17 protein-coding genes, 1 tRNA gene and 1 riboswitch are annotated in these 18,477 nt (G+C 55.0%); of the genes, 11 read left to right on the top strand and 7 right to left on the bottom strand.

All coding sequences use genetic code 11. The annotated features are described in order from the left end of the window. Window positions 1-44 precede the first annotated feature (44 nt). Window positions 45-836, bottom strand: coding sequence for an SDR family oxidoreductase (locus WC359_06770; GenBank protein MFA5400121.1), 792 nt, complete (start codon window positions 834-836; stop codon window positions 45-47). A gap of 224 nt (window positions 837-1,060) precedes the next feature. After that, window positions 1,061-1,193, top strand: a riboswitch (molybdenum cofactor riboswitch). 184 nt (window positions 1,194-1,377) lie between these two features. On the opposite strand from WC359_06770, the gene WC359_06765 reads away from it, so the two are divergent. The 5 genes from WC359_06765 to WC359_06745 all read left to right on the top strand — a co-directional run bounded on the left by WC359_06765 (window position 1,378) and on the right by WC359_06745 (window position 9,475). After that, window positions 1,378-2,943, top strand: coding sequence for an aldehyde dehydrogenase family protein (locus WC359_06765; GenBank protein ID MFA5400120.1), 1,566 nt, complete (start codon window positions 1,378-1,380; stop codon window positions 2,941-2,943). A gap of 56 nt (window positions 2,944-2,999) precedes the next feature. Beyond that, window positions 3,000-5,660 (top strand): aldehyde dehydrogenase family protein, encoded by a 2,661-nt coding sequence (locus tag WC359_06760; GenBank protein ID MFA5400119.1) that lies wholly within the window; start codon window positions 3,000-3,002, stop codon window positions 5,658-5,660. Window positions 5,661-5,796: 136 nt separating this feature from the next. Beyond that, window positions 5,797-6,891 (top strand): hypothetical protein, encoded by a 1,095-nt coding sequence (locus tag WC359_06755; GenBank protein ID MFA5400118.1) that lies wholly within the window; start codon window positions 5,797-5,799, stop codon window positions 6,889-6,891. Window positions 6,892-6,898: 7 nt separating this feature from the next. Beyond that, window positions 6,899-7,579: an MBL fold metallo-hydrolase gene (locus WC359_06750; protein MFA5400117.1), complete on the top strand. Its 681-nt coding sequence runs from the start codon at window positions 6,899-6,901 to the stop codon at window positions 7,577-7,579. 192 nt (window positions 7,580-7,771) lie between these two features. Then, window positions 7,772-9,475 (top strand): AMP-binding protein, encoded by a 1,704-nt coding sequence (locus tag WC359_06745; GenBank protein MFA5400116.1) that lies wholly within the window; start codon window positions 7,772-7,774, stop codon window positions 9,473-9,475. A gap of 93 nt (window positions 9,476-9,568) precedes the next feature. Here WC359_06745 and WC359_06740 read toward each other — a convergent pair whose 3' ends face one another. Continuing rightward, on the bottom strand, window positions 9,569-10,486 hold the full coding sequence (locus tag WC359_06740) for a DUF5667 domain-containing protein (protein MFA5400115.1): 918 nt from the start codon (window positions 10,484-10,486) through the stop codon (window positions 9,569-9,571). A gap of 123 nt (window positions 10,487-10,609) precedes the next feature. Between WC359_06740 and WC359_06735 the strand changes: the two genes are divergently transcribed. The 4 genes from WC359_06735 to WC359_06720 all read left to right on the top strand — a co-directional run bounded on the left by WC359_06735 (window position 10,610) and on the right by WC359_06720 (window position 12,623). Beyond that, a complete protein-coding gene (locus tag WC359_06735) occupies window positions 10,610-11,395 on the top strand; it encodes an enoyl-CoA hydratase-related protein (GenBank protein ID MFA5400114.1) in 786 nt (261 codons plus the stop codon). A 95-nt stretch (window positions 11,396-11,490) separates the two neighbouring features. Then, window positions 11,491-11,748 carry a hypothetical protein gene (locus WC359_06730; protein MFA5400113.1) on the top strand — a complete coding sequence of 86 codons (258 nt, stop codon included), beginning with the start codon at window positions 11,491-11,493 and terminating at the stop codon, window positions 11,746-11,748. A gap of 16 nt (window positions 11,749-11,764) precedes the next feature. Continuing rightward, the gene (locus WC359_06725; GenBank protein MFA5400112.1) at window positions 11,765-12,052 is read left to right on the top strand and encodes a type II toxin-antitoxin system RelE/ParE family toxin; all 288 of its coding nucleotides are present in this window, start codon (window positions 11,765-11,767) and stop codon (window positions 12,050-12,052) included. Window positions 12,053-12,098: 46 nt separating this feature from the next. Then, on the top strand, window positions 12,099-12,623 hold the full coding sequence (locus tag WC359_06720; protein ID MFA5400111.1) for a DUF6125 family protein: 525 nt from the start codon (window positions 12,099-12,101) through the stop codon (window positions 12,621-12,623). 12 nt (window positions 12,624-12,635) lie between these two features. On the opposite strand, the gene WC359_06715 is transcribed toward WC359_06720, so the two are convergent. The 4 genes from WC359_06715 to aspS form a co-directional block, all read right to left on the bottom strand. Beyond that, on the bottom strand, window positions 12,636-13,091 hold the full coding sequence (locus tag WC359_06715) for a GNAT family N-acetyltransferase (GenBank protein ID MFA5400110.1): 456 nt from the start codon (window positions 13,089-13,091) through the stop codon (window positions 12,636-12,638). Between the two features lie 156 nt (window positions 13,092-13,247). Continuing rightward, window positions 13,248-13,321: transfer RNA gene (locus WC359_06710), tRNA-Arg, on the bottom strand. 84 nt (window positions 13,322-13,405) lie between these two features. Beyond that, a complete protein-coding gene (locus WC359_06705) occupies window positions 13,406-14,194 on the bottom strand; it encodes an enoyl-CoA hydratase-related protein (GenBank protein MFA5400109.1) in 789 nt (262 codons plus the stop codon). A gap of 26 nt (window positions 14,195-14,220) precedes the next feature. After that, window positions 14,221-16,104: an aspartate--tRNA ligase gene (aspS, locus tag WC359_06700; protein ID MFA5400108.1), complete on the bottom strand. Its 1,884-nt coding sequence runs from the start codon at window positions 16,102-16,104 to the stop codon at window positions 14,221-14,223. A gap of 267 nt (window positions 16,105-16,371) precedes the next feature. Between aspS and WC359_06695 the strand changes: the two genes are divergently transcribed. Next, window positions 16,372-17,211, top strand: a complete 840-nt coding sequence (locus tag WC359_06695) for a hypothetical protein (GenBank protein MFA5400107.1) — start codon at window positions 16,372-16,374, stop codon at window positions 17,209-17,211. Window positions 17,212-17,248: 37 nt separating this feature from the next. Further along, window positions 17,249-18,211, top strand: coding sequence for a P1 family peptidase (locus WC359_06690; GenBank protein ID MFA5400106.1), 963 nt, complete (start codon window positions 17,249-17,251; stop codon window positions 18,209-18,211). A gap of 14 nt (window positions 18,212-18,225) precedes the next feature. Here the strand turns inward: WC359_06690 and WC359_06685 are convergent, their stop codons facing one another. Further along, window positions 18,226-18,468, bottom strand: a complete 243-nt coding sequence (locus WC359_06685; GenBank protein ID MFA5400105.1) for a hypothetical protein — start codon at window positions 18,466-18,468, stop codon at window positions 18,226-18,228. Window positions 18,469-18,477 lie beyond the last annotated feature (9 nt).

The raw sequence follows: 18,477 nt of genomic DNA, 5'->3' as shown, positions 1-18,477 counted from the left end.
AAGATGTTGGGTGATTGGGAGTTCCCTGTGCCAGGATGCTGCATCTATCGTGCGGTCGGTGCGGCAGGCCTTTTGCCGGCCAGGTATCTGAATAATCCATTCAAAACCGTGCAGGTCAGGCTCGTGATGACTCCCGGTATGAAGACGACCTTCTTTTTGCCCAGCGCCTGCCATGACAGTGCCGCTACTTTGTCTGCGGACATCCAAAGGAATGACGGGATGGTGGAAAAATCAACATTTTTGTATTCATCGACAGAATGGAAGCCGGTGCGGGTGAAGCCGGGGCAGAGCGCCTGCACCCTGATTCCGGCATCTTTAACTTCGATCTGAAGGGATTCGGAGAATGCGATCAGGAAAGATTTGGTGCCGTTATACATCACATTTCCGAATACCGGCAGGAAGGGCGCAGCGGAGGAAACGTTGACGATGGCGCCCTCCCTGCGGGAAAGCATGCCGGGCAGTGCTGCTTTAACCAACCGCACAGGGGCGGTAACGTGCAGGTCGATCATTCTGAGAGACTTGCCGAGATCGACATCAACGAATGGACCCAGCGTACCGAAGCCGGCGTTATTGATCAGCACCGACAGGTTATCGGTGTTCCGGATTTTTTCTTCTACTACACTAATGTCTTTCTCGTTACAAAGGTCGCACTGCATCACGGACACCGCAATACCGTATGCCTTCTCCACCTCTGCGGCAATGGTTTCCAGCCTGTCTTTGCGCCTGGCGATAATGATCAGGTCATAGCCCAGTGAGGCTAGCAGCCGGGCATAGGCTTCGCCGATCCCCGATGATGCTCCCGTTACTATTGCCGATTTCATCAGCCTGTTACTCATATAAACCTCGCATAAAAAGCAAGCCCTGCAGAAACTCAGTCCCGCAGGGATTAATCACACCTGCTGCGTAAGCCCGGCTGCGCTACTTTACATCGCCGCCTGCTCCAAGTCGATACGGCATTATAGGGTTTTCCCCCGTGCTTTTGTCAAACAGACGAGGAGGTATGTCGTATTCCCTATTCACATTGACATGTCGCCGCCGGCATGATAATTTAGGTGAAATAAATATACGAACTCTTCGAGCCGGATAACTAAACCGCGAAGGCATTGTTTACCCGGCCGGTGGCGCAAGCCCGAGGGTGTCGCTGGAAACGGCGGCGCCTCCCAAGTTTGGAAAGGAGAGCGAGAATCTGTTCCAGATCACACACGGCTGGAATAAATATCCAGCGCCCATCGTTTTTATCCCCTTTCGCGCATTCCGCGTGTCTCGCTATGTCTATGCGCGCGGCCTGCGCGCTTCCTTCGCTCTCGCCCTAACACCATCTAACGATGTTGCAGGCACTGGTGGATTCATTAAAAAACAGGAGGAGTATTAAGTCCCATGAAGACGTTTGATGTTGTAAGCCCCATGACAGGTCAGAAAGTAGCCTCATATCCGTTGATGGACGCAAATGAGGTCGATGCTGCGGTCATCCGTGCCCGAAGCAAGCTGGTGGAGTGGTCGGGCACCCCAGTGAAGGACAGGTTGAAGATACTGGCGCGCTCTGCGGAGATACTGGCTGACAACGCGCTGTATTACGCTGAAAGGGTTTCCGATGAGAACGGCAAGACCAGGTTCGACGCGCTGATGGCGGATGTTTATCCCTCCTGCGACATCATGCATTACTATGCGCAGAATGCGGCCAAATTTCTGGCGCCGGTCAAGGTGCCGGGCAATCCCATGCTGCCCGGCCGCAAGATGTACTACATCTTTGAGCCGAGGGGCGTTATCGCCGTCATATCTCCCTGGAATTACCCGTTCGGCCTATGTGTGGGCCCGGTGATTTCAGCCATCGCTGCAGGCAACACAGTCGTTTTAAAGCCGTCCAGCCAGACCACCACCAGCGGTATGATGGTGAAGCGCATACTTGAGAAAGCCGGCTTGCCGGAGGGAGTGGTCAACGTCGTTACGGGAAACGGCTCGATCACCGGGGAGGCCCTGATAGAGAACGCCGGCATCGACATGTTTTTCTTCACAGGCTCCACCGAGGTCGGGCGCCGTGTAAATATCAAGGCGGCCGAAAGGCTGGTGCCTGCCATTATGGAGCTTGGCGGAAAAGACGTGGCGATTGTGACAAAGAATGCCGATCTGGATAAAGCGGCCAACGCAATCAGCTGGGGCGCCTTCACCAACTGCGGACAAACCTGCATCGGCATGGAAATATGCCTGGTGGAACGTCCGGTTTATGCAGCCTTTTTAGAGAAGCTCATGAGCATAGTGAAGAATATTAAATCCGGCGAGAGAGCGGGTGAGGTCGGCAGCATGACCATGGAATCGCAGTACAAGATCGTGGAACGGCAGGTCGAAGACGCCGTTGCCGGAGGGGCGAAGTTGCTGCCCGAGGGCGTCTTGAACTGCAAGCTAAGCGGGATGTGCTACCCGCCGGTGGTCCTCACAGACGTCACCAGAGATATGAAAGTTATGCAGGAGGAGACCTTTGGCCCGCTATTGCCGGTCATGCCGTACGACAATGTGGAAGAAGCTATTAAAATAGCCAACGGCACGAACTACGGGCTTTCGGGGGCCGTGTTCACACGGGACATGGAGGAGGGCAGGAGGATCGCAGGCAGGATCAGGACCGGCTCGGTGAATATCAACGACGCGCTGATCACCTTTGCCGTCCCGGGCTTGCCCTTCGGTGGCGTCAAGGAATCCGGCATCGGCTGTTATCACAGCGAGATCGGTATCAGGGCGTTTACCTGTGTCAAGTCGATCACCGAATGCAAAAACGGCAATAAAAAGGAGTTCTATCAATACCCGGCAATGGAGGGCGCCGAGCAGGGATTGATGGATGCGCTGCGCTTCATGTACACACGCAGCACTGCGCAGAAGTTAAATATGTTTTTTAAAGTGTTACCGTTCCTGATGAAAATGCAGAGTGAGGGTAAAAAACAGGTGGGCAGATGATCCGGATGCAGAGATATTCGACAATTAAGGAATAAAAATATGGAGGGAGGTAGTTAATGGACCATTATAAACTTTTTATCGACGGCAAATTCGTGGATGCCGGGAGCGGAAAAACATTCCAGACGATCGATCCGGGCACAGGAGCGCCCATTGCCACCGTGGCGCAGGCGGGCAAGGAGGATGCCGAGGCCGCCATTGCGGCGGCGCGCAGGGCATTCGATAAGGGCGAGTGGAGCAGGATGCCGGTGAAAGAGCGCATGGCCAAGGTCCAGGATTTCGCCGACCAGGTTGCACAGCAGGGGCTGCGCCTGGCCGCTACGGAATCGATGGATGCGGGCCAGATAATATCGCTGGCCAAGTTCATGCCGCTCATCTCCATCACCCACATGCGCAATTTGAGTCTGGCGGCGGCCACCAAATTTCCCTGGGAGGAGGAGATACCCGTATCGGGCAATGCTTTTGCGCCCGGACGAGAGTTTATCCGCAGGGAGCCGCTGGGTGTATGCGTGGGGATCGTGCCCTGGAACTACCCCATGTATATCGCGGTCTGGAAGATAACCCCGGCATTGTGCATGGGCAATACCATAGTTATCAAACCGGCGTCGGTGACGCCTTTAACCGCCTGCATACTGGCTGAGGCCGCTAAAGCGGCCGGCATTCCCGATGGCGTAATCAACGTCATACCCGGCCCTGGCGGGGAACTGGGCAAGGTGCTATGCACCCACCCCGACGTGGACAAGGTCGCGCTGACCGGCAGCACGGAGGTAGGCCGTGAGATCATGAAACTGGCCGCCGGAACTATTAAAAAAGTATCGCTGGAGCTGGGCGGCAAATCGGCCAATATCATACTCGATGATGCGGACATCGACCTGGCGGTGGAAGGCGCCTGCTTCGGCACCTTCTTCCATCAGGGGCAGGTATGTTCATCGGGCACCAGGCTGCTGGTGCAGGCCAAAATCTACGATCAGTTCCTGGATAAGATGAAGAAGCGCGCCGAGATGCTGCGCGTGGGCTACCAGATGGATCCCAATTCACACATGGGACCGATCGTGAGCAAGGAACAGCTGGCCACCGTCGAACGCTACGTTAAAATCGGAAAAGAGGAGGGCGCAGAGGTTATCACGGGCGGCAGGCGCATCGACGTTCCCGGCATGCCGGAAGGCAATTACTATGCTCCCACCATCTTTGCCGGAGTGAACAACAAAATGCGCATCGCGCAGGAGGAGATCTTCGGCCCCGTGGTCAGCGTTATCAAGTTCGAAAGCGACGAGGAGGCGCTGTCCATCGCCAACGATTCTATTTACGGCCTTGCGGGCGGCGTGTTCTCCGGCAATAACGCCAGGGCCCAGCGCCTGGCCGGGCAGGTACGTACGGGCACGATGTGGATCAACAACTACCACATCTTCTCGGACTTCTGCCCCTTCGGAGGCTACCGGCAGTCGGGAATTGGACGCGATTTCGGCATGGAGTGCCTGCATGAATATACACAGATCAAGCGTATACACGTAAATTCCATGGCCCACAACCACACCAATATGTACTTCCAGCTGATATCGGACTACAAGAAAGTGGACGGATTCAGCTACTCCGCTCCCACGACCGTCGTGTCCGGCCACGGAGCGCTATCGTCGATATACAAGGCGATAGTCGACCTGGGCTGCAAGAGGGCGCTGATACTGACCGATCCGGGAGTTAAGGCGGCCGGCCTGGCCGACCTGGTCAAGAATGCCCTGGCGGATTTCTGCGTAGGCATGTTCGATAAGATACCTGCCGACCCCGATCTGGAGGCTGTGGATACCGCCACAGAGGTGGCGCGTGAGTTAAAGGCCGACTGCATCGTCAGCGTGGGAGGCGGCAGTGTTATGGACACCGCCAAGGGTGTCTGCGTAACCCTTAAAAACGGCGGCAGGGCCAACGATTATCTCAACTTCCTGGTGCTGACCGAGCCGCAGACGCCGCACATCGCCGTTCCCACAACATCCGGCACAGGCAGCGAGGTGACCAGCGTAGCCGTACTCACCAGCCACACCGCCGGCCGCAAGCTGTTTATCGTGGATCCTAAGATCGCGCCGAATGTGGCCATACTCGATCCGATCTTCACCCTGGGGTTGCCCAAATCGCTGACCGTATCGACGGCCATGGATGCTCTGACTCACGCCGTGGAGGCTATGACCAGCACGATGTCGAACTTGATCTGCGACGGCATGGCGTTGCAGGCCATCAGATTGATCGGGGAGAACCTCCCGCTGGCCGTGGAGGATGGCAGGAACGAGAAAGCCAGGATTAACCTGCAGGTGGCTGCCACCATGGCCGGCTGGGCTTTTACCACCGCACAGGTCGGGCTGGCGCACGGCATGGCCCACACAGTCGGCGCGCTTCATCACGTGCCGCATGGCGCAGCCTGCGGCATCGTCCTCCCCAAGGTGATGCGTTACAACGTCGAAACGTCCGCCGACAAGCTGGCGCTGGTGGCGCATGCGCTGGGCGTCAATATCAAAGGCATGAGCGAGAAAGATGCCGCCCTCGCGGCGGCGGACGCAGTGGAAGCGCTGATGCAGAAGGTGGGACATCCCATGAGGCTGCGCGATGTGGGAGTTCCCGAGGAGAACCTGGCCATATGCGCTTTCCACGCCATTGCAGATACAGCCGTTATCTTCAACGGGCGTCCCGTCAGTGATCCCAACGACATAATTCAGCTGTATACACAGGCTTATTAACCGCTGTTACCTCCTATGGGAAGAGGGCGCCCGGGGGCGCCCTCTTCCACAACCGGCGACTGTTGTGAGCGCCGCTTTCTCAATGGTATATTGAAACGTAAGATTTCCACGTGCAGCGCTAAAGGAGAAAGGACAAGTGGCAGACCATAAAGAGAATGGCTCGGCATCTCAGCACTATATGCCGACTATGACCGGGGATTACAGCCGAATTTCCGACACTGCAAAAGCAATTGATTACAAGATATTACCCGCTATGCTGGCCTATATTAAGTCCATCACGCCGCGCATAACACGCATGGACGCGGATACGCCCTTCGTCATAGCTGATTACGGCGCCGCGGATGGAGTGAACTCGAGCGCGCTGTTTGAAAATATCATCGGTCAGATACGTGCCATAAATCCATCGCTTAGAATGAGGCTGGTCTATAACGATATAGCCGTGCGGGACTATTTCGATCAATTCTGGATAAACTCGAGATTGAAACAGATGGGCGGTGTGGAGGCTGATTACATCCGGCGTTCTTTCTATGAGGCGTTTCCCGAGATAAAAGGGAGATTGCATCTCGGGTTCTCCTCCACATCACTGCACTGGCTGAACACCAGAGACGTGGGCACCGATTTTTTTCAACATCCGTCGCAGATACAGGCCAACCAGCTGCCCGAGAAGGACCGTCGCAAGTTCGTGGAGAAATGGAAAAGGGATTGGAGAGTATTTTTGAGGGAGCGCGCCACTGAGCTGGTCGAGGGCGGCGCCCTGTTTATGGCCAATCTGACCAACCGCGGCGGCGACCGCTGGCCGGCGTCGGCGGGATATAACAACCTGCGCGATATCTGCCATGAGCTGTGCCGTGAGGGCAGGATAAAAGAAGCGGAATGGAAGGCTATTTTTGTCCCCGACTATTTTGCCACCCCGCGGGAGATGAAGTCCCTGATAGAGGAAGACGGACCGGCCAAAACGTTTAACCTCGGATTCTTTCAAGAGATGACCGTCCCCTGCGCCTATTATACGCAGTTCAAAAATCGACTTGACGACGAGCAGGCCAGGGCCAAACTGGCCGATACGCTGGCCCATGTGGTGCGGGCGTGGAGCGAATCTTCCATTAAGACAGGGCTTGCTGCCGACGACAAAGGAGAGATCGATGAGATTTATCAGAGGTTGAAGGACAAGTTCCATCGTAATCCCGAGGGTTTGCCTTACGAGTACTGCCTCCTTGAGCTTGTAAAAAGGTAGGAAGCAGATGCAGAGCGCATTTAGAGTCTGTGAAAAGGTCTACATGGTCGGCAGCGCCGATATCTCCAGCGGCATGGATTGCTGCGTCTACCTGGTCGACGCCGGCGAACTGGTTCTGATCGATGCCGGGGCAGGCGGGAGCACGGACAGGTTGATCGACAATATACAGGCGCTGGGTTTCATACCCGAGCAGTTAACTACGCTGATCATAACCCATGCGCATATCGACCATATCGGATCCGCAGCGGACCTGCGCGACAAATTCAATCTCCGCGTGATCGCCCATATGGAGGATTCCGCAGCCATAGAATCGGGTAAAAAGGTGGGCGCCGAGCACTATGGCGTGCGCTACCGGCCCTGCCCGGTGGATGAAAAACTCGCTGGGCAGTTGAATGAACTGGTCATAGGTACGACAAAATTCAATTTCATTCATGTGCCCGGACATACGCCCGGCAGCATGGTGGTGACGATGGAATCGGAAGGGAAGAATGTCCTCTTCGGGCAGGATATACACGGACCGTATCTGCCCATGTGGGGAGGCGACCCGCGGCTTGCGGCGAAATCGCTGGAGCGAATAATGCAATTTGAAGCGGATATACTTTGTGAAGGGCACTACGGCGTGATTAAACCGGCGGATGAGGTGAGGCAGTTCATCGGTGAATTCCTGGATGAGCTCGCATGCCGATAGTTGCATATGAGATCTGCAATAATAAGCCCTTGAAAATTAGCATCTTTCATTTTCTTTTAAATCTGATACAATGGGCACAGGTTATTCCCATTAAGGTAGCTGTTTTCTGAGGTTGTCCGGGCAGGCGCTATCGGTTGGTGGTCAGGCCGGAATGCTCCGGCTGTCATAAAAAACTGAGGAGGTTGTTGCACGATGGCTGATCATTACGATCAGAGGCCCTGGCTCAAGCAGTACGATCCGCACGTTCCCGCCACTATCAAGTATCCCGAGCTCACATTCTGGGAATCCATCAAGGAGTCTTTTCAAAAATTCCCCAAACGCATTGCCCTGTGGTACATGGGCACGCCGTTCACTTTCGGCCAGCTCGATGCTATGTCCAACCGCTTTGCCGCGCTCCTGCAAAAATCAGGTATAAAGAAGGGCGACATCGTCGGTGTGGGCTTGCCCAACCTGCCGGCGTACTTTGTTGCCGCGCTGGGCATCCAGAAGGCCGGATGTGTGCTGAGCGGTGTCAGCCCGCTGTTGACGGAGGAGGAGCTGAAATACCAGCTCAAGGACTCGGGCGCCAAAGCGCTCTTAACGCTGGATGCAATGTTTCCGCGTATTAAGCGGATGGCGCCGGAGACGGAGCTTAAACTGTGCGTTTTCACAAGCATACTGGACTATATACCGCAGCCGATCAAAACGCTGGCAAAGCTATCTAAGAAGGTGCCCACCGGCAAGGTGGAGACTCTCGAGGGCAGGGAGGTCCGGCTGTTCACAGACGTGATGAAAAAGATGCCGGCCGACAATATCGAGGTCAAGGTCGGTCCCGATGATACATGTGCCATGCAGTATACGGGAGGAACTACGGGCCTGCCCAAGGGCGCTGAGCTGACCCATCGCAATCTGGTACGGCAGATGATACAGATCACGACCTGGCTGGATACGCCGGTAGGGGAGCAGGTCGGGCTGACGGCCATGCCGCTTTTCCACATCGCCGGCCTGGTGATGGGGCTGGCCATGTTCTCCAAGGCGGTCACACAGGTGGCTGTGCCAAACCCGCGCGACCTGAAGTTCATTATCAAGTGGATGAAGAAGACCAGGCCGCATCTCATCGGCAATGTGCCCGTCATCTTCCTGGAGCTGATGAAGCAGCCCGACTTCCGTTCCTATGATTTCTCGGGAGTGCAGTATTTCTGCAGCGGCGCCGCGCCCTTCCCGCCGGAGTATATCAAAGAGTTTGAGAGCATTGTGGGCGCAAACAAGCTGGTGGAGGTCTACGGTCTGACCGAGACCAGCGCTATCGTGACGGCCGGTCCGCTTTTCGGCAAGAAGAAGCCGGGTTCGGTCGGCCTGCCCATATCCGATACCGATATTAAAATAGTGGATACCACCACCGGCGAGCCGGTGCCCTTCGGTGAGCCGGGCGAGATTATCATCAAAGGTCCGCAGGTGTTCACCAAAGGCTATTTCGGCAAACCGGAGGAGACGGCCAGGGTGCTACAAGACGGCTGGTTCCATACGGGAGATATCGGCCAGATGGACGAGGAGGGCTACATCTTTGTAGTGGACCGCCTAAAGGATATGGTCAACGTGTCGGGCTACAAGGTCTTCACGCGCCAGCTCGATGACATCATCTGCGAGTTCCCAGATGTCGACACGGGCGCGAGCGTGGGTATACCGGATCCTAACCGGCCCGGCTCCGAGATGGTAGCTACGGCTATCGTGCTCAAACCCGGCATCGAGCAGAGCGAGGAGGAGAAGAAGAAGATCACCGAGTACCTGCGCGGCAGGGTCGCGCCCTACAAGGTGCCCAAGAAAATCGTCTTTATGGACAAGCTGCCCACATCGGCCATCGGCAAAGTGCTCAAACGCGAGCTGCGCAGCCAGCTGGCCGAGAGCGCCAGGAAATAGCGGCAGGGCCGGAAGCAAGGAAAACAGAAGAGGGCGGGCCTGATGCCCCGCCCTCTATTATTATCGAAATAGGAAAACCGTTTGTTTCAGATGCTATTTCTGGTTGCCGCCGCCCTGACCGCCGCCGCCGGCGCCGGCGTTTGAAGAGCCACTGCCCTGATTCTGCTGTCCGGTCTGCTGCTGGGTCTGCTGTTGAGTCTGCACGGTAGCCTGAACCTGTACCTGCACCGGCAGCAGAGATGGTGTCTGGGCCTCGATTTGAGCCTGAGTCTGTGTCCCAGTCTGAGTCTGGGCCTGAATCTGCGTCTGAGTTTGTGTCTGTGTTTGTGTCTGTGTTTGAACGCCCTGTCCGCCACTGTTGCCGGACTGTCCATGCACGGCCTGCAGCTTTTGTTGTACCTTTAACCTGGTCTCGCTTCCCAGATTAGTAGTCTGTTGATTTACCTGAGTCTGGTACTGCAGCAGTGCTTGCTCACCTTCATGTGCCAGGATCGCTGTGGCGACATGTTTGTTGGAGTTCTCTATGGCGTTGAGCAGGCCGCTTTGCGCTGCTTCGGGCGCTTTTTCCAGCACTGAGAGCAGGATTTCCTGCTGTTTAAGATAATTCTGTTCCAGGTTGGCGACGAGTTCCGTTGATGCCGCTTCACCCTGGCTGGCCCTGACCTGCTCTACGGCCTGTACGGTGTTCTGCAGTTGCAGAGCATACTGTTCGGTTTGTTTAGCGCCGACATCATACTTGCCCGCCGCATACATCGCCTTCAAGGCCAGCGCGTCTTCGCCGGCGTACTTCAGCATCAGTTTGGCCTTTTCGGCCTCGCTTCCGGCGAACGCCAGCTGAATGTTTCTGCCCCAGCCGTTCAGGAAATTAAATCCCGAGTCCGGCAGGATTGCAGGCGTTGTGGCCTCCCCTATGGCTGTTATCTCTGCGCTGTCGGCCGAGGCCGGCGCGGCTGAGACGACCATTGCCAGGGCGCAGACCATAACCAGTAATGCTGTTAAAAATTTAGACATATTACCCCCTGTACGATTATGTAATCACTATAAGAAACGTATTTGGGAGTAGAAAAGTTTATTATGTTTGAACAACAGGTTACGCATCCATATAATTAACGCCAATAAATGGAGGTGAGGCATATGGTTGAAACGGTCAGACTTGAAAAAGACGGCAAGATATCCAGGTTGATACTTAACCGCCCGACACATTATAACGCCTTTAATTTCGACATGATCGACGGGCTGGCCTGTGCCCTTGTGGAGCTGGCTGTCGATAAGAGCGTGCGTGCCATTATCATAACCGGCGAGGGTAAGGCTTTCTGCGCCGGCGGCGATCTCAAGTGGGTCAGCGGATTCGCCGGTGGTCCGGCCGCAGGTTTCCACAGGCTGGCGGCCAGCTATCACCTGGCCGTGATGGAGATACGCCGCATGAACAAGCCGGTGATCGCCGCCATCAACGGGATCGCGGCAGGAGGCGGATTTTCTCTGGCGCTGGCCTGCGATTTCCGCGTCATGGAGAAATCGTCAACCATGCTACAGGCCTACACTTCCAACGGGCTGTGCATCGACGGCGGGGGCACCTTCACACTCCCCAGGATCGTGGGGCTGGCGCGCGCGCTGGAGATCATGGCCTTCGATGCCCCGATATCGTCCGGGCAGGCGCTCTCCTGGGGTCTGGTGAATAAAGTGGTTGACGACGGTAAATCGCTGGCCGAGGCGACCGCCATGGCGCGTACGCTGTCAGACAGGTCGCTGATTTCTTACGGCTGCGTTAAGCAGCTTCTCAACGATTCCTTTGCCAACAACTTTGAATCGCAGATCGAGCAGGAGAGGATGATGCTGTGCGCCTGCGCGGACGGGCCGGACGCAAAAGAGGGCTTGAAAGCCTTCGTCGAGAAGCGCAAACCTATCTACCACTCTCATTAAACAGGAAATCGATACTTACAGGGTTATGTAATTATTGTTATAATATATGTACGTCTATATGTATGTATGCCTGTATGCCTGAATGGAGGAACTTAATGAGTAGAAGGATGACAGTAGTATTTCATAGCGATGATCTTTATACTGATTTGAAGGTAGCAGCGGTAAAACGCCGGCTCACAGCAAGCGAAATTGTGGCGGAGGCCGTAGCCGAGTGGCTGGAAAGCCGTGAAGACGCTTCGCTTATGTCCGTGATTAAGGCCGCCCGTGCAGAGTATCAGTCAAAGGGTGGGCGCCCCTGGAGTGAAGTGCGGAAACAACTGAATCGATCTGGCAGCAGAAAAAAGAGGCCGTAATTGAATTGGATGACACATGATGGGATCAGCAAATTATCAAATCGAGCTCTCGCCAGCAGCAGAGCGGGATACCAGGAAACTATATCGCCGAATATCCCGTCAGGATTCCGAACGTTTAATTGCTGCTATTGATAAATTAGCCGAAGAACCCAGACCACGCGGGGTCAGGAAGATAGAACGTGCTGTTACTGCCTATCGGATGCGTGTAGGCAGATACCGTATAGTTTACGATGTCTTCGATGATAAAAAACGTGTTGTGATACTTGAATTAACACGTCGGAATGAGGCCACGTATAATTTGTAATAATTTCCTGACGGTGGGAATCTGATTTATTTATACGAGGTAAGTCATGCGGAAGTTTGAGGATGTATCTAAAGAGGAGATCAGGGACCTGTTGGGCAAAGGCTGGCTGACCCATGACGGGATGTGGTTCTACACCGTGAGCAGCGAGCTGGGAGTGGACATGGCTAATAAACTGAACAAGGCCGCCATCAAGGCCATGGCCCCTTTTGAAGTAAACAGGCTGAAGAAGGTGACGGGCCTGCGGGAAAACCAGCTGACCGGCATTGAGGTACTGAAGGAATTCCTGCCGGCCGGCATGCAGATGATACTGCCCGTATCCGTGTTCAGCAAACTGCACTTTTCAGTTATGCCCGGCAATATTCTTCACTGGGAGTGGGAGGATGGAGAGTGCTTCGCCTACAAGGGCATGGGTCGCATCGGCGTGATCGACAGATATGAGTGCGGCGTGATGTACCGCGTCGAGTGCTGGCTGGAGCTGCTGGGCTTGAAATTCACGTCCATCCCGCAGACAACGAATTGCCGCATGCATACACAGGGCCACTGCTCAGGCGAATTCATCTTTGAGTTTTGATGGCCTTGCCGTTTAAACATCAGAGGTCATATCGTAATTAACCACCGGACTGCGCCGGAAGCCCAGATTCTCCACAGCCTTACGAAGCTTTTCATTTTTTTCAGGGAATATAGCGCGTACGATGTATATGCCCTCCTCATGGCATTTGTCGAGGATCTCATTGACGAGCCTCCTGCCGACGCCCTGCCCGCGATGCTCTTCATCAATATCTATGGCATTGATAACACAGAACTCGCTGAAAGGCATCCCCATATACATCAGGCGGGCGAGGACAAACCCTATAACTTTATTGCCGATCTCCGCTACAAAGCTGAAGTCGAGTGGGCCACCGGGATCAAGGGATACCATATCCTTATAGGTTATCTCGCTCTTACCTCCACCAAGTTTCTTGTCAAGTTCTATGATGGTTTCGATGTCTGCCCTGGTCATGCGCCGGATCGTGACCTTTCCATTTGCGATCGTGCCCATTGCTCCACCTCCTCAAGAATGATCCAGATCGCATGATAATAACCGGTCGCAAGGTGGCTGTCAATGACTCGCCGGAGCTCTCCTGCTTGTTGAATCGTCCTTATACGGGCGGTGACTACAGCCGGCAATTCGTCGGCAAAGCATTAATTTCAGATACGCGCCTGGAGGGATTCGAACCCACGACCCTCGGTTCCGAAGACCGATGCTCTGGTCCGCTGAGCTACAGGCGCATGTATTTTTAGACCTCCACGCTGACGCTCGCCTGAAATCGAAGCAACAGCCGGAGGTATTCGGAGTATAAATATTCTATCAGATTAGCGCCCTTTCCACTGCGGCGGCCTTTTCTCGAAAAATGCCAGAGGGCCTTCGACGAAATCTTCGGATTTAAATAACCTGTCCACACCGGGGAATACAGTGTTAATGGCCTCTTCCAGTTTCATATCAAGCCCTCTCAGAGCAGCTTCCTTGGTAGCCTGGATGGTGAGCGGCGAGCCGTGCAGTATATCATCGGCCCACCTATCGGCTGTGGACATCAGGTCTTTCAGTGGAACAACTTCATTTACCAGCCCGATGCGATAGGCTTCCTGCGCGCTGATCGGTCTGCCGGTAAACATCATGCCCAGGGCTATTTTCTGGGGTATCATACGGGGCAGGCGGTGAATACCGCCGGCGCCGGCTATCAGCCCGACCTTTGCTTCCGGCAGGCCGAACTGCGCATGGTCGGCGGCTATGATAATGTCGCATTTGAGCGCAAGCTCGAAACCGCCGCCCAGGGCATAGCCGTTGACTGCGGCGATCATGGGTTTGGCGCAATAATAGTGCTCGGTGATGCCGCCAAAACCGCCCGGAGTTTTAATCGCCATATAGGCAGGATCACTGCCGTGCTGAGCCTGGTACTTGAGGTCGTTGCCGGCCGAGAAGGCTTTCTCACCGGCGCCGGTCAGAATGACTACCCAGGCCTCAGGATCGTCACGAAAATCGGAGAAAGCCTCCCACATCTCATCGCTGGCAGGCGGACAGATCGCGTTCATCACCTCGGGACGGTTGATAGTAATATATGCGATTCTTTCCTTCTTTTCGTACAGCAGGTATTTGTATGACATACGCCCTCCCCGACTCACATCGCGTTCTATCCCATTTTCTTGCTTAGCAGTTCACGTATCATCTTGGGATTGGCCTTGCCGCCCGAGGCCTGCATCACCTGGCCGCCCAGGTTCAACAGCCCTAACTCGGCCAGCTGTTCGCGTTTCACCGTAGAGGGAGCGCCGGTGAGGGGACAGGCGGCGCTGCGGTTCTTGGGGAAAGCGATCACCTCGCGTATGGAGGGGGTTTGCAGGATCATCGACACGGTGCGGTCCATGCCCAGCGCCAGGCCGCCGTGCGGCGGCGCGCCGAAATCGAAGGCACGCAGGAAAAAACCGAACTTCTCCTTCGTTTCCTCTTCGGTCAGACCCAGCGCAGCAAATATCTTGCGCTGCACATCGCGGTCGCTGATGCGGATGCTGCCGCCGCCCAGTTCCTCACCGTTCACGACCAGGTCGTAGGCCCGCGAGCGCAGCGCCAGCAGTTCCTCGATGTTCCCGGGATCGAAATCCGTCCGGTCCGGCGCTGTGAAGGGATGGTGACTGGAGGTGACGCCCCCTTCCTCGGTGGGCTCAAACAACGGGAACTCCGTTATCCAGACCGGGTAAAAGCTGTCGGCGGGGATCAGGCCGAGACGGTTGGCCAGGTGCAGGCGCAATTGTCCGAGCGCCGATGTGACAACGGCATACGAGGCATCGGCGATCATGATGAGGACGTCCCCGTCGGCGACGTCGAACCTTCTGTGCAGCTCCTTCAGTTCCGAACTGCTGAAAAACTGGACTATATTGGATTCGAGTTTACCCTGTTCGGCTCGCATCCAGGTCATGCCCCTGGCGCCGAATGAGGGCACTATCTCTTTGGCATATTCATTCTGCAGTACGTTTTTACTGAGTTTATCGGACTGGCCCTTGATGTTTATGCCCTTTATGCATCCGCCTCGTTGAAGTATCTGGCGGAAGATGGAATAGTTGGTTTGAGAAAACACGTCCGTTACATCGACGAAGCGCAGGCCGAAGCGCAGGTCGGGACGGTCCGAGCCGGTGGTGTCCATGGCCTCCATATAGGTCATGCGGGGGAAAGGCCGGTGCAGCGTGATTCCGCCTATGTCAAACATCTTGACGGTGAGATCTTCGACCAGCCCGTAGAGAAATTCCTCATCGATAAAAGAGGCTTCGATATCGAGCTGGGTGAACTCCGGCTGCCGGTTGGGACGCAGGTCCTCGTCGCGGAAGCAGCGCGCCAGCTGGAAATAGCGTTCCATTCCGCCGATCATCAGCAGTTGTTTGAAAAGCTGCGGCGACTGGGGCAGGGCGTAAAAATTCTGCGGATGGACGCGGCTGGGGACAAGGTAATCGCGCGCACCTTCCGGAGTGCTCGCCGTCAACACAGGCGTTTCGATCTCCACAAAGCCCCGCGAATCGAGAAATTCCCGCACGCACTGAAATATTCGGTGGCGGGCAATTAAATTGTCACGCATTGAGGGACGGCGCAGGTCCAGATAGCGGTACTGGAGCCGTAAATCCTCGGCCACGTTGTCTGTGCCTGCGGATGCCGCGCCGGTGACCATAGCCTTCTCGGAGATGGAAAAAGGTAGCCCGTCCGATTCGGAAAGCACGGTCAGCTCGCCGACCATGACTTCGATATCCCCTGTTTCGATGTTGGGATTTTCGGCGCCGGCCAACCGCTTCTTTACCTCGCCGCTGACTGCGATACAGTATTCGGCGCGCAGAGCGGCCGCCGTCCGGCAGACGTCGGCTGCGGCTACTTCCGGGCTAAAGACTATTTGAATTATGCCGCTGCGGTCGCGCAGGTGGACAAATAGCAGGCCGCCATGATCGCGGAAGGCATCCACCCAGCCGGCCAGCAGCACCTTTTTCCCGACTTCATTAAGAGTTAATTGTCCGCAAAAAACACGTTGAGCAAACAGCATGAGAAAAGTCCTTTCTATTCGAGCAATTAAAGAATAACTCTATGTATGTAACTATAAATATATGCCGCGAAGCGTATCGTTACTGTTCCGCTGCCTGAAAAAATTTCTTAATAAGTGTATCATCTTTCAAACTGGAGTTGAAGCAGGGGAAGCTTCTTTTAAGGGGCTGACTACATAGAGGGCGTTGCCTGTAAGGCTGACTTACGATAACATTATGAAACGAAGCGCGCGCATCCGGGATATCTATCAGGGGAGTATTTGCCGCATATGGAAAAGTTCTCATATTTCTTGCTTGCCTCTCTTTTAGCCGCAGTCATAGCTATTACGGCCTCCGGCTGCGCCGGGCCCGTGAAAAATCTGAAGCAGATGAAGTCGGCAACGGAAAACCTGCAGGCTATTATACAATCCAAGCTGTTGAACCTGGACAATGCGGTTGCGGATGCCGCTGAAAAAATAGCCAAAAGCGGGCTGCAGGGTGAAGAGACGAGGGGCATATTGAACGGCCTCTGCAGGAAATACCCCTACCTGACGGACTGCTCTGCCTCCGACCCTCAGGGAAAGATGATCACTGTGGCGCCCGAGGCATACCGCCGCTACGAGGGGACGGAGACCGCTACCACGGAAGCTTCAAAGAAGTTCTTTGCGGATTTCGCTGAAAACAGGAAGCCGATGCTGAGCAATGTCTTCAGGGCGGTTGAGGGGATCGACGCCGTGGTGCTGGTCCGGCCTGTTATTACTGAGGATGGTGAGCTGCTGGGCACGGTCAGCGCCCTGTTCAAACCGGGGGACCTGCTGGACGGCACCATCGCTCCCGCCGCAGAAGTGAGGGCCATGAAGGTCAACGTCGCTCAGACCGACGGACTGACAATTTACTGCTCCAACGGAATTGAGACCGGAAAGAACCTGCTGACAGACCAGCGTTATAAAGATTATCCCGAGCTGGTGGCGATGGGTGAGAAGATGGTCGCGCAGAGGACCGGCTCGGCTGAATATACTTTTATCAGCGATGCGACAGGTAAGCCTGTAATAAAAATCGCCTTCTGGACCACCATAGGATTACACGATACGGAGTGGCGGCTGGTATCGATCGCTGAACTGGAAGACTGATGTTACAGCCTGTTATAAAGAGCGATGGGAGGCAGCTATGTTCAATGCGATTACAGATATACCGGGTATCAGTGTCGGTCATTACACCGATTTAACAGCTGCAACGGGATGCACCGTGGTCCTCTGCGAGGCGGGCGCAGTGGCAGGTGTAGATGTCAGGGGAGGCGCTCCGGGCACCAGGGATACAGACCTGCTCAATCCGATAAATGTGGTTGAAAAGATACATGCCGTCCTGTTGAGCGGTGGCAGCGCCTTCGGACTGAATGCTATAGGCGGTGTACAGCACTTTCTGGAAGAAAAGGGAGTAGGATATGAAATGGCCGGCGTAAGGGTACCGATCGTGCCGGGAGCAGTGGTTTTCGACCTGGATATTGGCAACGCCACAATCCGGCCGGGTGTACCTGAAGGGTATCAGGCATGCAGGGATGCAACTTCAGGCCCGGTTGCCGAAGGCTGCGTGGGCGCCGGCACCGGGGCCATGATCGGACAGCTCAAAGGCAAGAGATGCGCAATGAAGAGCGGCCTGGGCACCGCCAGCATAAAATTCTATGGCGAAATAGTTGTTGCTGCCCTGTTTGTTGTGAATGCTCTGGGCGATATTGTTGACCCGACAGGCGGACGGATTATCGCGGGAATCCGGCGTGAGGATGGCAAAGGTCCTGATAATACCATAGAGTTGATGAAACAGGGATATACATTTCTGGCAGAGCCCGGCCGTAATACGGTAGTTGGAGTTGTGGCCACGAATGCAGCCCTGACTAAAGCACAGGCTGCCAAGGTCGCCGGGATGGCGCATGACGGTCTGGCCCGCTCAATTAATCCTTCGCATAGCATGCACGATGGGGATACGATCTTTGCGCTTTCCCTGGGCGACCGGGCGAGTGATGTCACTTCAGTGGGATCAATGGCCGCCGAGGTAACCAGGATGGCTATAATCAATGCGGTAAAAAAGGCTACCAGCCTTGATGGAGTCCCCTGTATCAAAGATCTTCCGTATTGAAGTTGCGCTGATATTCAGGCGTTTCTTTTGCGGGTCATCAGTACAAGGAACACAATCAATGCCAGCAGGGCGCAGACAGCATCCATTACAGCGTACAACATATCGCCTGCCATGAAGCTGTTGATTCCGAACAGGATGCAGGCAATAACATACGTTGCGGGCAGGAAAACATTGATATTTCGGGTCTTTTTAATCAAGGTCTCGTACAATTGAAATAACCAACCTATTATTGTGAAAATAAGCCCCGCTAAATACATAACGTCTCA

This window comes from Dehalococcoidia bacterium, assembly GCA_041653995.1.
Lineage (GTDB): Bacteria > Chloroflexota > Dehalococcoidia > GIF9 > UBA5629 > CAIMUM01.
The sequence above is the reverse complement of the archived record's forward strand: the minus strand, read 5'-3'. Positions and strand labels throughout refer to the sequence as shown.